The sequence below is a fragment of the Pseudoduganella sp. GW821-FHT12E03 genome, from assembly GCF_058807115.1.
Genome location: NZ_JBXAQJ010000004.1, coordinates 128,215 through 142,776, shown reverse-complemented (window position 1 = coordinate 142,776; position 14,562 = coordinate 128,215). Strand labels below are relative to the sequence as shown.

6 protein-coding genes are annotated in these 14,562 nt (G+C 64.1%); all 6 read left to right on the top strand.

The genetic code is table 11. The features are described from left to right. Positions 1-77: 77 nt before the first annotated feature. The 6 genes from AC1RRC_RS11580 (at position 78) to AC1RRC_RS11555 (ending at position 14,559) form a co-directional block, all read left to right on the top strand. Complete coding sequence (locus AC1RRC_RS11580) at positions 78-7,073, top strand: SPM autocatalytic domain-containing protein (protein WP_493055620.1); 6,996 nt, start codon at positions 78-80, stop codon at positions 7,071-7,073. A gap of 188 nt (positions 7,074-7,261) precedes the next feature. Further along, on the top strand, positions 7,262-9,406 hold the full coding sequence (locus AC1RRC_RS11575; protein WP_493055619.1) for a peptidase domain-containing ABC transporter: 2,145 nt from the start codon (positions 7,262-7,264) through the stop codon (positions 9,404-9,406). Positions 9,407-9,416: 10 nt separating this feature from the next. Beyond that, positions 9,417-10,778: an HlyD family type I secretion periplasmic adaptor subunit gene (locus tag AC1RRC_RS11570; RefSeq protein WP_493055618.1), complete on the top strand. Its 1,362-nt coding sequence runs from the start codon at positions 9,417-9,419 to the stop codon at positions 10,776-10,778. 17 nt (positions 10,779-10,795) lie between these two features. After that, a complete protein-coding gene (locus AC1RRC_RS11565) occupies positions 10,796-12,724 on the top strand; it encodes a sugar nucleotide-binding protein (RefSeq protein ID WP_493055617.1) in 1,929 nt (642 codons plus the stop codon). Positions 12,725-12,740: 16 nt separating this feature from the next. Then, positions 12,741-13,889, top strand: a complete 1,149-nt coding sequence (locus AC1RRC_RS11560; protein WP_493055616.1) for a hypothetical protein — start codon at positions 12,741-12,743, stop codon at positions 13,887-13,889. A 10-nt stretch (positions 13,890-13,899) separates the two neighbouring features. Beyond that, entirely contained in the window at positions 13,900-14,559 is a 660-nt protein-coding gene (locus AC1RRC_RS11555) for a CatB-related O-acetyltransferase (protein ID WP_493055615.1), read from the top strand. The last annotated feature ends 3 nt before the right edge of the window (positions 14,560-14,562 follow it).

Genomic DNA, 14,562 nt, shown 5'->3' with positions numbered 1-14,562 from the left:
GCTCCAAGATTTTTCCTGACGGCATCTTGTTTTTTATTTAAAATCAAGCTTCCGCCTATTTACGCCTGCGAGGCAGCATGCAGTTATCCGACTTTAAAACCCACCAGCTGGCAGCCCTGCCCACCGTCACCATGGCGGGCTTGAGCAGTGCCGATGTGGCTACCTTGAGCACCGCACAGTTACGTCTGTTTTCTGCTGCGCAAATCGGTGCGTTGTCGACCGCTGTCTTCGCGTCGCTGAGCACGCAAAACGTGACGGCGCTGACCGCGACGCAACTGGGCGGCGTGCAATCGGCGCAGATTGGTGCGCTGACGTCGCTGCAAACGTCGCTGCTCGATACCACGCAGGCGGCCGCGCTGTCGGCTTCCGCCGTGGGCGGACTGGCGCCGGCCGGCGCCGTGGGGCTGAAAAACACCGTGCTGGCGATCTTCACGTCGAACCACATGGCAAGTTGGAGAACCGCCACCATTGCCGCCCTGCGCAGCGATCAGGTGGCGGCCATCGATGACACGCTGGTGGCGGCGCTGACCACGGCCCAGGCCGCGGCATTGGGCAGCATGCAACTGGCCGGACTGGATGCGACAGCCGTTGCCGCGCTGGACCTGGCGGATGTCGCGGCGTTGCGCCCGGCCACCGTGGCGGCGTTCAGCAATACGCAAATTGCCGCGCTGGGCGCGGCGCGGTTTGCCGCCTTCACCACCGCGCAAACCGCGGCGCTGGGCACCGCGCAACTGGCGCAGGGGGTAACGGCGACCCAGGTGGCGGCATGGAATACCGCGCAAGCGGCGGTCTTGAATAGTGCGCAACTGGCGGCCTTGCCCGCGGCTTCGCTGGCGGCGCTGCCGACGCAGCTGATTGCCGCCCTCAAACCCGTGACACTGGCCGGCCTGACGTCGGCGCAAGCCGTTGGCCTGTCCACCGGGCAAGTGGCGGCGCTGACCACGGCGCAGGCGGCCACACTGGGCAGCGCCTCGGTGCGTGCGCTGGGCGCCAGCGGCATTGCCGCGCTGGAAAGCCATGACCTCGCGGTATTGAAAACCCAGGCCATCGCCGGCTTGTCGTCGGAACAGGTGGCGGCGCTGGGGACCGCCCAGGTCCGGGCGCTGAAGACGGCGCAAATCGCCGCGCTGGGCACGCAACAGCTGGCGCAAGGTTTTGACATAGACCAGGCCGCCGCACTGACGCCGGCGCAATTTGCCGCCCTGAGCGCCGCGCAATTCGATGCGCTGCCGGACAATTTATATACGGTGCTGGACACGGCCGATGTGCGCGCGTTGCCGGTGGCGGCAATTGGTCGCCTGTCGTCGGCCGACCTGGCGAACTGGAGCAACGCCCAGTTGCTGGCGTTGAATACGGCGCAACTGGTGAGCCTGGCATCGACCGCGATGGCCGGCTTGTCCGCCAGCCAGGTCGGCGGCCTGGGTTCGGCGCAAGTGGCGCGCCTGACGCCGGGCGCGCTGGCGATGCTGTCCAGTGCGGCGCTGGCAGGCTTGACCAGCCAGCACATTGCCGCCATCAGTCCCGCCACCCTGATCGCGCTGCCGACCGCGCAATTGGCGCGCCTGGATACGGCGCAGATCGTGGCCCTGACGACGGCCCAGGCCGCCGCCTTCAAAGTCAGTCACCTGGCGGCGTTGAGTACGGCGCAACTGGCGGCCTTTGAAACACGCGACTTGGCCGCCTTGCCGGCCGCCACCTTCGTCGGCATGACCACGGCGCAACTGGCTTCGCTCAGCACGGCGGCCATGCGGGTCATGTCGCCCACCCAGGTGGCCGCGCTGACTTCGACACAATTGCAGTATGGCCTGCGCACCGACCAATTGGCCGCATGGACCACGGCGCAACTGGCCGCGCTGTCCGTGCCGCAAGTCAGTGTCTTGCCCGGCGCGGCGCTGGTGGCCATCAGCGGCCTGAAGCCGTCGTCGATTGCCGCGCTGACGTCGGCGCAAGTGACGGACTTCTCCACCAGCCAGCTGGCGTCGCTAACCACGGCGCAAATCGTGGCGCTGACCACGGCGGCGCTGGCCGGTTTGTCCGCAGAACAGCTGGCGGCGCTGACGGGGGCGCAAGCCGGCGCGCTGACCGCGCTGCAGTTGAACAGTTTGCCGCTGGACGTGTTGGCCAGCCTGGGCAGCGAAGAAATCACCGCGCTGAAACCGGCCGTCCTGAACGGGCTGAAGAGTACCGTACTGGCGGCGCTCGACAGCGTGCAAATCCGCGCTCTCACCACCTTGCAGGCTGCGGCGCTGGGCAGCAGCCAGCTGGCCGCGCTGGGCACGGCGGGGCTGGCGGCGATGGAAACCGTGGATATCGCCGCGCTGGCCGCCGCCGCGCTGGGCAAACTCGATCCAGCGTTGTTGCAGGCGCTGCCGGATGCCGCGCTGCGCGCACTGACCACGCTGCAATTGGCGTCGATGTCGACCGCGCAGCTGGCCGGCTTGTCGAGCAGCCAGATTGCCGTGCTGAGTTCGCGGCAAATCGCGGCGCTCAATTCCACCCAGTTTGCCGCGCTGCCGGGCAGTCCGGCCGACTTCCTGGGCACGGCCGCGCTGGCCGGCCTGAAGCCGGGAATGCTGGCGGCCCTGTCGTCGGCCGAAGTGGCGGCGTTTGGCACGCACCAGATTGCCGCGCTGGGTTCGGCGCAACTGGCGGCGCTGTCCAGCGCCAGCATCCTGGGCTTGTCGTCGGAGCAGGTGCGCGCGTTCAGCAGCGCCCAATTGAGCGTGTTGCCGGCGTCGGTGCTGGGCAACCTGCCGACGGCCGCGATTGCCGCGTTCGACAGCCGCCAGATCGGTTATCTGCCGCTGCCGGCGGTTGCCGCACTGACCTCGGCGCAGATGGCGGCCTTTGGCACGCAGCAGCTGGTGGCGCTGACCACGGCACAAGCGGCGTCCCTGACGTCGCGCCAGCTGGCGGCGCTGGATGCATCGGACCTGGCTGTGCTGGAAACCGCCGACTTTGCCGTGCTGAAGGCCAGCGTGCTGGCCGGGCTGTCGTCCAGCCAGCTGGCCGGACTGGGCACGGCGCACGTACGGGCGCTTTCCAGCGTCCAGCTGGCGGCGCTGTCCACCGCGCAATGGGCGACGGGCTTTACTTCGGTCCAGCTGTCGGCCCTGACGCCGGCGCAACTGTCGGCCTTGAACAGCGCGCAATTTGCCGCCTTGCCGGGCGGCCCGCTGGCCTACCTCAGCACGGCGTCCATCCGTGAATTGAAGGCGGGCATGCTGGCGGCGCTGGCGTCGCAGCACGTGGCGCAACTGACGTCCGTGCAGTTGGGGGCGTTGCGCAGCGACCAGATCGCCGCGCTGTCCACGGCCGGGATTGCCGGGTTGGGCTACGAGCAGGTCGCGTATCTGAACTCGATGCAACTCGGGGCGCTGAGTGCGGGCCAGGTGGGCGCATTGTCGGCTGATGCGCTGGACGAGTTAACGATATACATCGCGTGGCTGAAGCCGCAGGCCATTACCGGACTTACATCGCAGCAATTGGCCTGGCTCGGGCCGTGGCAGCTGGAGGCGCTGACCACGGCGCAAGCCGCGTCGCTGACCAGCACCCAGGTGGCCGCGTTGAGCAGCGCTGCCTTGCTGAATCTGGAAATCCAAGACTTTGCCGCATTGAAGCCTAATGCCATCGCAGCGCTGTCGACCGCGCAATTGCGTGTGCTGGACGATGAAGCCATCCATGCACTGACACCGGCCCAACTGGCAGCATTAACCACGGCGCAGTTGGCCGGGGGCGGCCTCGGCAGCGAGCAACTGGTATTGCTGTCGACTGCGCAACTGAGCGCCTTCAGCAGCGCGCAATTTGCTGCCATGCAGATCGCACCGGCCTCGTACCTGGGGCGTGACACCATTGCCGGCCTGAAACCGGCGCTGCTGGCAAGCTGGCATTCAGGGCAAGTGGCTGCCCTGTCGAGCGAACAATTTGCCGGCCTGGCGCCGGCGCAAATACTGGCGTTCTCGACCTCCGGCCTGGCGGGCCTGACCTCCAGTGCGGTGGCCGGCATGCAAACGCAGCAGGCTGCCGCGCTGACGTCGCAGCAAGTGCGTGCCTTGTCCACAGCGGCAGTGGCGGCGTTGGCGCCCTTCGAGGTGTGGCCGCTGGTGAAACCGGCAGCGCTGGCAGGCTTGACCACCAGGCACATGGCCGCGCTGACGACCGACCAGGTCTGGATGTTGACCACCGCGCAGGTGGCGGCGCTCGATGCGGTGCAAGTCGCTGCGCTGAGCACGGCCGGTGTGCAAGCCATCGGGTTGGACGATCTCACCGTGCTGCGCAGCACGGCCATTGCCGCGTTGTCGACGGCGCAGCTGCTTGCGCTGGATTGGGCGCAAGTGACGACACTGACGCCGGCGCAGTTTGGCGCCTTGTCCACCACCCAGCTTGCGTATGGCTTTAACGAGGACGATTATTTTTACTTTGGTTCACAGCAACTGGCGGCATTGGATAGCCGTCAATTCGCGGCACTGACCACGACGGCCATTGCCGGCATGATGTACAGCGCCCTGGCTGGCGTGAAGCCGGCCGTCGTGGCGACCTGGAACTCGCAACAAGTTGCCGCGCTGGACGACAGTGCGCTTGCCTCATTGCGGACGGAGCAAATCGCCGCACTGTCGAGTGCGGCGATGGCTGGCATCAGCATCGACGCGACCATTTACATCTCTACCAGTCAGGTCAGTGCGATGTCGGCGGTGCAGTTGAATGCATTGTCCACGGAAGTCATGGATCAGCTGGGCTATTACAGTATCGCGGGCTTGAATACTGCCGCCATTGCGGGCTTGAAGGCGGAGCACGTGGCGAACTGGGACTGGTACGATGTGTATCAATTGTCGACCAGGCAAATTGCTGCGATGACTTCGCGGCAAGTGCGCGCAATCAATACCCTGGTGATTTCCACGCTGGAATCCCAGGATTTGCTGGCCCTGAGTACGTCGGCTATCGCCGCACTGGCGACCAGCCAGGTGGCCGCCCTGGATGCCACGATGTTGCGCGTCATGGCGCCGGCGCAAGTTGCCGCACTGGGTACGCTACAACTGGCACAGTTGTCCTCGGCTCAAACCTGGGGCTTGACGTCCACCCATATCGGCATGCTGAGCCCGGCACAATTTGCGGCATTGCAGAGCGATGCTTTGCTGGGACTCACTGGCTGGGCGCTGAACGGATTGAAGACCAACGCGATCGCTGCCTTGAAGTCCACGCAGATCGCGCAAATCAGTCCGGAGCAATTAAACGTGCTGACAGCGCAGCAATTTGCCGCGCTGTCAACGGCCGGTCTTGCTGGCTTGACCACCGTCCAGGCCGGCTGGTTGACGACGGCGCAGCTGGGTGCACTGTCGGCCGCGCAAGCGGGCGCACTGCCAGCCGGCATGCTGGCGTCTCTGTACGACACCCAACTGGCCGCGTTGCGCACCACCGCCATTACAGGGTTGAACACCACGCAAATTGCCGCGTTGGATGGTTATCGGGTGATGGCGCTGACACCGCAGCAAGCCGCGGCCCTGAACTCCCGGCAAGTGGCGGCACTGGCCACCGACGCATTGTGGGCGTTGGAAACCCAGGACTGGCGCGCGCTGACCCCGCAAGCGCTGGCTGGTTTGAGCAGCGCACAATGGGATGCCATCCCGGACAGTATCGTGGGCGTGATGACGACCCTGCAGGTCAGTGGCCTGACCACGGCGCAGCTGTCGGTTTCGTTCGGCACCCGGCAAGTGGCCGCGCTGCAATCCACGCAAATTGCTGCGCTCAGCAGTGCACAATTCCGCGCACTGCCCAGCACCGCCATCGCGGCGCTCAATACGCAATCGATCCAGGGCTTGCGCACCAATATGCTGGCCGCGCTGACCGCGCAGCAATTGGGCGGCATGACGCTGGAACAGGTGGCGGCGCTGGCCACCTGGCAAATCGGCGCCCTGAGCGGCGAAGCCTGGAGCGGCCTCACACCGGACCAGGTTGCGGCGCTGACCGTGGCGCAGGCGCAGTCGCTGCGCTTCAAGCACCTGTTCGCGCTGGCCGTCAACGGCACGCTGGGGGTGCTGGAAACCCAGGACGTGGCGGCGCTGGCCACCAGTGAATTGACGCAGCTGGCGCCGTTCCACCTGAACTTGCTGACGGAAGAGCAGGTCACGGCCATGACCACGCTGCAATTCCGCTCCTTGAATTCCATGGCGCTGACCGGTTTCAGCGGCAGCCAGATTGCCGCGATTGAAACGCGCGACCTGGCGGTGCTGCCACTGGCCAACTTCAGGCAATTCAATGAAGAGCAAATGGCGTCGCTGACCCTGGAACAAATCGCCGCCTTGCGTTCAGACCAGGTGTGCGTGTTGAATCCGCGCCAGGTGCTGGCGCTGACGGATGAACAAATCAACGCGTTCGTGCAGCCGTTTTACACACCGATGGTGTTCGACCTCGATGGCAACGGCATCGACACCGTGGGCGTCGATGCCGGTGTGCGCTTCGATATGCAAGCCACCGGCAGCAAGGTGGCGACCGGCTGGGTCGGCGGCCACGACGGCTTGCTGGCGCTGGACCGCGATGGCGATGGCGCCATTACCAGCGGGGCGGAATTGTTTGGCGCCAGCACGCCGTTGCAGGATGGTGGCCAGGCTGCCAATGGCTATCAGGCCATGGCGGACCTGGACAGCAATGCCGATGGCGCATTGACGGCGGCCGACAGCGCGTGGCAACAGTTGCGCGTGTGGACGGACAACAACGGTGACGGTGTCAGCGAGGCGTCGGAATTGCACACGCTGGCGTCGCTGAAGATTGCCCGCATCGGGCTCGATGCGCGTGCCAGCCTGGCATCGAGCAATGGCAACATCGTTGGCCTGATGGCATCGTACCTGCTGGAAGACGGCACCCGGCGCGACAGCGCCGACGTGTGGTTTGCCGGCAGTGCGCAAGATCCGCGGCAAGCGGGCCTGGCCACAGGCGTGGCAAGCCTGGCGCGGGCGCTGGCCGATTATGCGCAGGCATTGCCGGCGCCGGGCAGCGCCGCACAGGCGGATGCGGCAGCATTGCGCTTGCGTGCGCTGCAGAGTGATGCGGCAGCGGGTTGGCTGGCCGCGCCGAAGTAAGCAGAGCGTTAACAAGCAAGCACAGCTATATGCTGAACAAATAAGCCGAAAGCGGCAGGACAGCCTGTTCTGCCGCGTTATTCCAGGCTTTGAAAAAGCGCCAGCGCCGACATCTCTGGGGTAGAATCCAAAGGCGGGTGCATCTTGCAAAGATGCAACTCGCGCTTTCCACATGCTCAAGCGAATCGATGCACGATAAATTCCCCCATACTGCCATCCAATGCCTGACGGCGATCGCGCAGCACCATGGCTTGCAGATCAATCCGGAACGGCTGATCGACGAATACGCGCTGGGCGCGGAAGAACCGCGCGACACCTTGCTGTTGCGCATCGCCAATGACATCGGCCTGAAAGCCAAAGCGGGACACCTGACGTGGGACGGCCTCGCGGCGCAGGATGGCGTATTCCCGCTGATGGCGCGCCTGCAGGACGGCAACATGGTGATCGTGGTCGGCATCAAGCGCGACGGCGACAGCACCATGGCGGCGGTCTTGAATCCGGTCAACAGCCAGGCCGGGATCGTGCTGGTGCCGCAGGCGGACTTTTGCGCGCGCTGGCAAGGCGCGGTGCTGTTCCTCAAGCGCCAGCACAAATTGAACGACCCTAACCAGCCCTTCGGCCTGCGCTGGTTTATCCCGGAAATCCTCAAGCAAAAAGCAGCCTACCGCGACATCTTCATTGCCGCCGTGGCCATGCACTTGCTGGCGATGGCGTCGCCGATCTTTTTCCAGCTCGTCATCGACAAGGTGTTGACGCACCAGGCCGTGACCACGCTGTGGGTGCTGGCGGTCGGCATCGTGATTGCCCAGATATTTGACGGCGCGTTCGGTTTCCTGCGGCAAATGCTGACCCTGGCCGCGTCCAACAAGATCGACATGCGCCTGACCCGGCGCGTGTTTTCCCACTTGCTGTCGCTGCCGATCGATTACTTTGAAAGCCACACGGCCGGCGTCATCACGCGCCACATGCAGCAGCTGGAAAAGATCCGCAACTTCCTCACCGGCCGCCTGTTCTTCACCGGCCTGGACTTGATTGCCCTGTTCATCTTCCTGCCGATCCTGTTCAGCTATTCGATCAAGCTGGCCATGATCGTGCTGGCGTTCACGGCGCTGATTGCCGCCATCGTGGCCGCCATGGTGCCGGCATACCAGCGCCGCCTGAACGCGCTGTATGCGGCCGAAGGGCAGCGCCAGGGCATGCTGGTGGAAACCATCCACGGCATGCGCACCGTGAAAGCGCTGGCGATCGAACCGTCGCAGCGCCGCAGCTGGGACCAGCGCTCGGCCGAAGCCATCACCATGCACTTCCGGGTCGGCCAGATTTCCATCGCCGGCAACGCCATGACCGACTTCCTCGGCAAACTGATGCCGATCGTCATTATCGTGCTGGGTGCGCAAGACGTGTTCGACAACACCCTGTCGGTCGGTGCGCTGATTGCGTTCCAGATGCTGTCGCAGCGCGTCACGCAGCCGCTGATCGCGCTGGTGGGCCTGGTCAACGAATACCAGGAAACCGCGCTGTCCGTGAAAATGCTGGGCGAAGTCATGAACCGCGCACCGGAAGGCCGCTCCGGCGCGGGCGGCTTGCGCCCGATCCTCAACGGTGAAATCCGCTTCGACGACGTGACGTTCCGCTATCCCGGTTCGCCCAACACGGCGCTGGACCGCACCACGTTCACGATCCAGCCCGGCACCGTGGTGGGCATCGTGGGCCGCTCCGGTTCCGGCAAGACCACCCTGACCAAGGTGATCCAGGGACTCTATGCGATCCAGGAAGGCATCGTGCGCTTTGACGGCATCGATGCGCGGGAAATCGAATTGCCGCACTTGCGGCGCCAGATCGGCGTGGTGTTGCAGGAAAACTTCCTGTTCCGTGGCAGCGTGCGGGAAAACCTGATCGTGACCAAGCCGGACGCCACCTTCGAGGAAATCGCGGAAGCCGCCGCCGCTGCGGGGGCCGATGAGTTTATCGAACGCTTGCCGAACGGTTACGACACCCTGCTGGAAGAAAACGCCACCAACTTGTCGGGCGGCCAAAAGCAGCGCCTGTCGATCGCGCGCTCGCTGCTGGCCAAGCCGCGTATCTTGATCCTCGATGAAGCGGCTTCCGCACTGGACCCGGAAAGCGAAGCGATCTTCATCAAGAACCTGTCGCGCATCGCCGTTGGCCGCACCGTGGTGATGATTTCGCACCGCCTGTCGACCCTGGTGAATGCCGATGCCATCCTGGTGATGCAGCGCGGCCGCCTGGTTGACGCCGGCCGCCACCAGGACTTGTTGAAGACCAGCGACACCTACCAGCATTTGTGGAACCAGCAGACCAGCCACCTGTAAGCAACGAGTTATGCAACCAACCAAACCTTCTGCTGCCAAGGCCCGCGCGGGCGACGAAACGGAAATCGATTTCCTGCCGGACGCGGATGCCATCGAACGCAGCCCGCTGCCCCGTTATGTGCGTCTGACCCTGCACGTGCTGGCGTTTGCCTTTTTCTCGTTCATCTTGTGGGCCAGCCTGTCCAAAGTTGAAAAAGTCGTGGTGGCGCATGGCCGCCTCGTCAATCCTCAACAGAACATCGTGGTGTCGACGATGGAAACCGCGATTGTGAAAACCATCGTGGTGCGCCCGGGCCAGGTGGTCAAGAAGGGTGAGCTGCTGGCCACCCTGGACCCCACTTTTACCCAGGCCGATGAAACCCAGTTGCGCAACCGCTTGCGCAGCCTTGATACCCAGACCGACAGCTTGCGCGCGGAATTGGCCGGCAAACCGATCCAGGGACGCACCAGCAGCGACGCCGACATGCAATTGCAGGCGCAGCTGGCCGGTGAACGGCAAGCCAATTACGAAGCGCAAAAGCTGCGCATGGAACAAAACGTCGCGCGCTTGCGGGCGGCGATTGAAACCAACCAGCGCGACCAGCAAGTGCTGGCGCAGCGCCACAAATCACTGTCGGAAATCGAAGCCATGCAGGAACGGCTGGTGGCGGAAAACTTTGGCGCGAAAATGCAATTACTGGAAGCGCGCGACCGCCGCCTGGAAGTGGAGCGCTCGATGGTGGTGGGCCGCAACCGCGACCTGGAAATGCAGCGCGAACTGGGCGGCGCCCAGGCGGAATTGTCGGCCTTTATGCGCAACTGGCGCCAGCGCGCGCTGGAAGACTTGCTGGCCGCCACGCGTGACCGCGACGGCATCAACGAGCAGCTGGCCAAGGCCGACTTGCGCAACAAGCTGGTGCAATTGACCGCGCCGGCCGACGCGGTGGTGCTGGAAATCGGCAAGATCTCGCCCGGCGCGGTGGCGCGCGGCACCGAAGCCATGTTCACCCTGGTGCCGCTGAACGCGAAACTCGAAGCGGAAGTGCAAATCGATTCGCTCGACGTCGGCAGCATCCGGCGCGGCGACGCGGTGCACGTCAAGCTCGATGCCTTCCCTTACCAGAAACACGGCATGCTCGACGGCAAAGTCGTCACCATCAGCGAAGATTCGTTCAAGCGCGACCAGGTCCGCCCTGGCGAAGGCACCAATGCGTATTACCTGGCCACGGTCGAATGGAATCCCGACAGCAAGCTGCGCAAGATGGAAGGCAGCGCGCGCCTGTTGCCGGGCATGACGGTGACCGGTGAAATCGTGGTGGGCAAGCGTTCCGTGATGTCTTATCTGCTGTGGCCGCTGACCAAGGCCCTGGACGAGTCGCTGCGCGAGCCATGACCGCTGTGGAGACACCCGTGCGCAACAAGGTGCTGGTGGTGGGCGCCGACAGCCAGGTCGGCGCGGCGCTGCTGGCGGGATTGCCCTTGGCCCGGTATGACGTGGCCGGCACGTCGCGCCGGCCGGACAGCGCGGGCCGTTACCACTATGACCTGGCGCAGCCGGACCACCAGTTGCCGCTGCACCAGTTCAATACCGTGGTGCTGTGCGCGGCGGTTTCGAACATGGCGCGCTGCGACAATGAGCCGGACGAATGCCGCCGCCTCAATGTCGATCATACCTGCCGCCTGATCGGCGACGCCGTGGCGGCCGGGTGTTATGTCGTGTTCCTGTCGTCCAATACCGTGTTCGACGGCAGCCGTCCCTTTTATGCGCCGCATGATCCGGTCTCGCCCCTGAACAATTACGGCCGCTTCAAGCTGGCCGTCGAGCAGTATATTGCCGCCGCATCGACAGGCTCCGCGCCGGGTTCCGCCGCTGGGTCTGCTGCTGGTTCTGCCGCAGTCCTGCGCCTGTCCAAAGTCATCACCGCCGACGCGCCGTTCATCGTCAACTGGGAGCGCGCCGCAGCTGCCGGCGAACCGGTGCGCGCGTTCAGCAACAAGCTGCTGTCGCCGATTGCGCTGGACCAGGTCGTGGCCGGCATCGCCACCATGATCGACTGGCGCCAGCGCGGCATTTACCACCTGGCCGGTGATGAAGAATTGTCGTATGCCGATTTTGCGCGCCGCCATTTCGCGGCCGATCCAGTCAAACTGCAACTGGTCGACGCCGTTGCCGATCCGTCGGCCCAGCGCGTCTTGCATAACTCCCTGAGGACCCATATGCCGAACCAATGCCATGCTTGCCACCAGCACGCGCTGCATCCGATCGCCGCGCCGCACACGTCCCAGTCTGTCACGTCCGATTGCCGCCCGTGGCCCCATCCGATTGCACTGGCGGTATGCGGCGCCTGCGGCCTGGTGCAAAAGCGCGATACCCCGGAATACAAGCAGCAGTGCGACGAGATTTACCGCTCGTATGCGATCTACAAGCAAAGCGATGGTGCGGAACAAGCGGTGTTTACCGCGCAGGGCACGGAATTCGCCCGTTCCGACCGCATCATCGACTGGCTGGAACGCGCCACGCCGCTGGCCGGTGGCGGTGACTTGCTGGAAATCGGTTGCGGCAACGGCTCGTTCCTGCGCAAGTACAGCGCGCGCCAGCCCGGCTGGACACTGCTCGGGACCGAGTTCGACCGCAAGAACCAGCCGCTGATCGAAGCCATCCCGAACGCGGCATTCTATTGCGGCGACCTGTCGCAAATGGACCGCAAATTCGATTTGATCGTCGCGATTCACCTGCTCGAACATATCTTCGATCCCCTGCAATTGTTGCGGCAATGCGCCGACCACTTGAACCCGGGCGGCCGCATCTTCATCCAGGTGCCGAACGTCAAGGAGTCGCCATTCGACCTGTTGATTGCCGACCATGTTTCGCATTTCTCGATTGAATCGCTGACCGCGCTGCTGACCGGCGCGGGCTTTAACATCCTGGCCGTGTCGGACACCAACATCGCCAAGGAATTGTCGCTGCTGGTGCAGCCGCGCCCGGCGGCGCCCGCGATCGACGTGGCGCCATGGACCGCGCTGCTGGGCGGTTACCTGGATTTCTTTGCCGAGCTGAAAAATGCCCCGCTGCCGGATGGCGCGCCGGTCGGCATCTTTGGTTCCTCGATTTCCGCCACCTGGCTGGCCAGCGAATTGCCGGGCCGCATCAGCTTCTTTGTCGATGAAGACAGCAACCGCATCGGCAAGCAGCACATGGATATTCCGATTGTCGGCCTGGACGGGATCCCCGCCGGCGCCACCGTGCTGATGCCGATGAATCCAAAGATTGCGAAAGCCATCGCGGCGCGCCTGGCGCCGCGCCAGATCCAGTTTGTTTTGCCTGCCGATACCGAATAAGCGAAGGAGATTCCCCATGTCAGAAGTTGTGCCAGCGGCAGAACACAATCCATACGCGGCGCTGCACGCCACCCTGGACAAAATGCTGGACGATACGGTGCGCATTCCCGGCACCAAGGCCTGGATTTTGCTGTGCGGCTATGCGATCGGCGAAACCGCCGAAGTGTGCGGTTTTGCCGATGCTTTCGTGAAAGAACATGGCCACGGCATTATCCTGGTCTGCACTGAAAAGCACGCGGCGCTGGCGCGCATGTATGCGCACCGCTTCCTGAAAGTCGTGCTGGCCAGCGATGACTTGATGCGCGCCATGTTGCGCAGCAATTACATCGACAACAACCGTTTCGAACTGGATTACCCGCTCAGCGCGTGCTGGATCGACCGCGGCTTTGGCCAGTCGGATGGCATCAAGTACATGTGGCGCTACCCGGAGCGCGGCGGCATTAGTGAAACCGACATGATGCGCTTCGTGCTGCGCCTGCCGTGGAACGCGAAGATGGACCCGCCGGTGATCAGCGACGAAGCCCAGGAACGCGCCTGGCAGCTGGGCCGCGAAGCCGGTATCCGCCTGGGCCGTTCGGTCCTGCTGTGCCCGATTAACAACTCGGCCAAGAAATTCCCCACCGTGTTCTGGATCGCCGTGGCGGACCGCCTGAAAGAGCTGGGCTACACGGTCTTGACCAACATGGGCGGCTGGAAGCCGCACAATGGCCTGGACACGATGCCGATTCCCGGCACCATCCCGGTGGACTTGCCGATCGATACGGTGATCCCGTTTATCCATCTGTGCGGCCGCGTGATTACCGGCACCAATGGCATGTCGTTCCTGATCATGCTGGGCGGCTTGAAGACCTTCAAGATGACGCAATTGCTGCCGACGTCGAAGGAAGTCAGCAACGAACATTCGTCGCTGGGCTTCCGCGCGCCGACTTACCAGGCCGGCTCGGCCATGATCGCGTCGTACCACTACATGTCACCGGAACTGGTGCTTGATTCGCCGCTCAATGAATTCATGATCGCCTACGACGAGACGCCGGAAGAATTGCAGCGCCTCGGCCGCGTGGTGGCCGAGCAGGACACCAGCGACAAGGCGTCGTTCGTGCGGCTGGCCGGCAATGGCCAGCCCTTCATCGAAGCGCATGCCGACTGGCTGCGCGACATGGTTTAAGGAGACCGCCATGCTGTTCAACGAGAGCAATCCGGGGCCGGGCATGGCGCTGTACGAGGGCGCGCTGCGGCTGGCCGTGGGCGCCACCGTGGTGCGCGTGGAGTCCCCGGGCCACCTGGTGCTCGATAAACACTCGGTGGTCACGCGCAGCACCCTGGGCAAGTACTTCGGCCTCGGCTGTTTTTCCTATGTGACCAATGCCGATATCGGCCGCTATTGCACGTTTGGTTCGCGCGTATCGGTCGGCGCGTTTTCACATCCGACCGACTGGCTGTCGATCAGCGAATTCCAGTACCGCGACACCGCCAGCGTGTATGGCGAATCCATCATCGAGCCGGGTGTCAACACGGCGCCGCAGCATGCGCGCACGGAAATCGGCAACGACGTGTGGATGGGCGATAACGTCTGCATCCGCCACGGCGTGAAAATCGGCCATGGCGCGGTGATCGGGCTCGGTTCGGTCGTGACCAAGGATGTGCCGCCGTATGCGATCGCGGTCGGCAATCCGGCGCGCGTGCTGCGCTACCGGTTCGAGGCGGACGTGATTGAACAGTTGCTGGCGTCGCAGTGGTGGGAACTGGACATCAGCGACATGAAGGGGATTGATTTTGCCGACGTGAACGCGGCTTTGGTGGAAATCGGGCGGCGCAAGGCCGCCCGGGGGATTTGATTT

Coding starts and splice junctions, on each gene's coding strand:
- AC1RRC_RS11580 (WP_493055620.1), top strand. CDS start 78: ATGCAGTTATCCGACTTTAAAACCCACCAGCTGGCAGCCCTGCCCACC.
- AC1RRC_RS11575 (WP_493055619.1), top strand. CDS start 7,262: ATGCACGATAAATTCCCCCATACTGCCATCCAATGCCTGACGGCGATC.
- AC1RRC_RS11570 (WP_493055618.1), top strand. CDS start 9,417: ATGCAACCAACCAAACCTTCTGCTGCCAAGGCCCGCGCGGGCGACGAA.
- AC1RRC_RS11560 (WP_493055616.1), top strand. CDS start 12,741: ATGTCAGAAGTTGTGCCAGCGGCAGAACACAATCCATACGCGGCGCTG.
- AC1RRC_RS11555 (WP_493055615.1), top strand. CDS start 13,900: ATGCTGTTCAACGAGAGCAATCCGGGGCCGGGCATGGCGCTGTACGAG.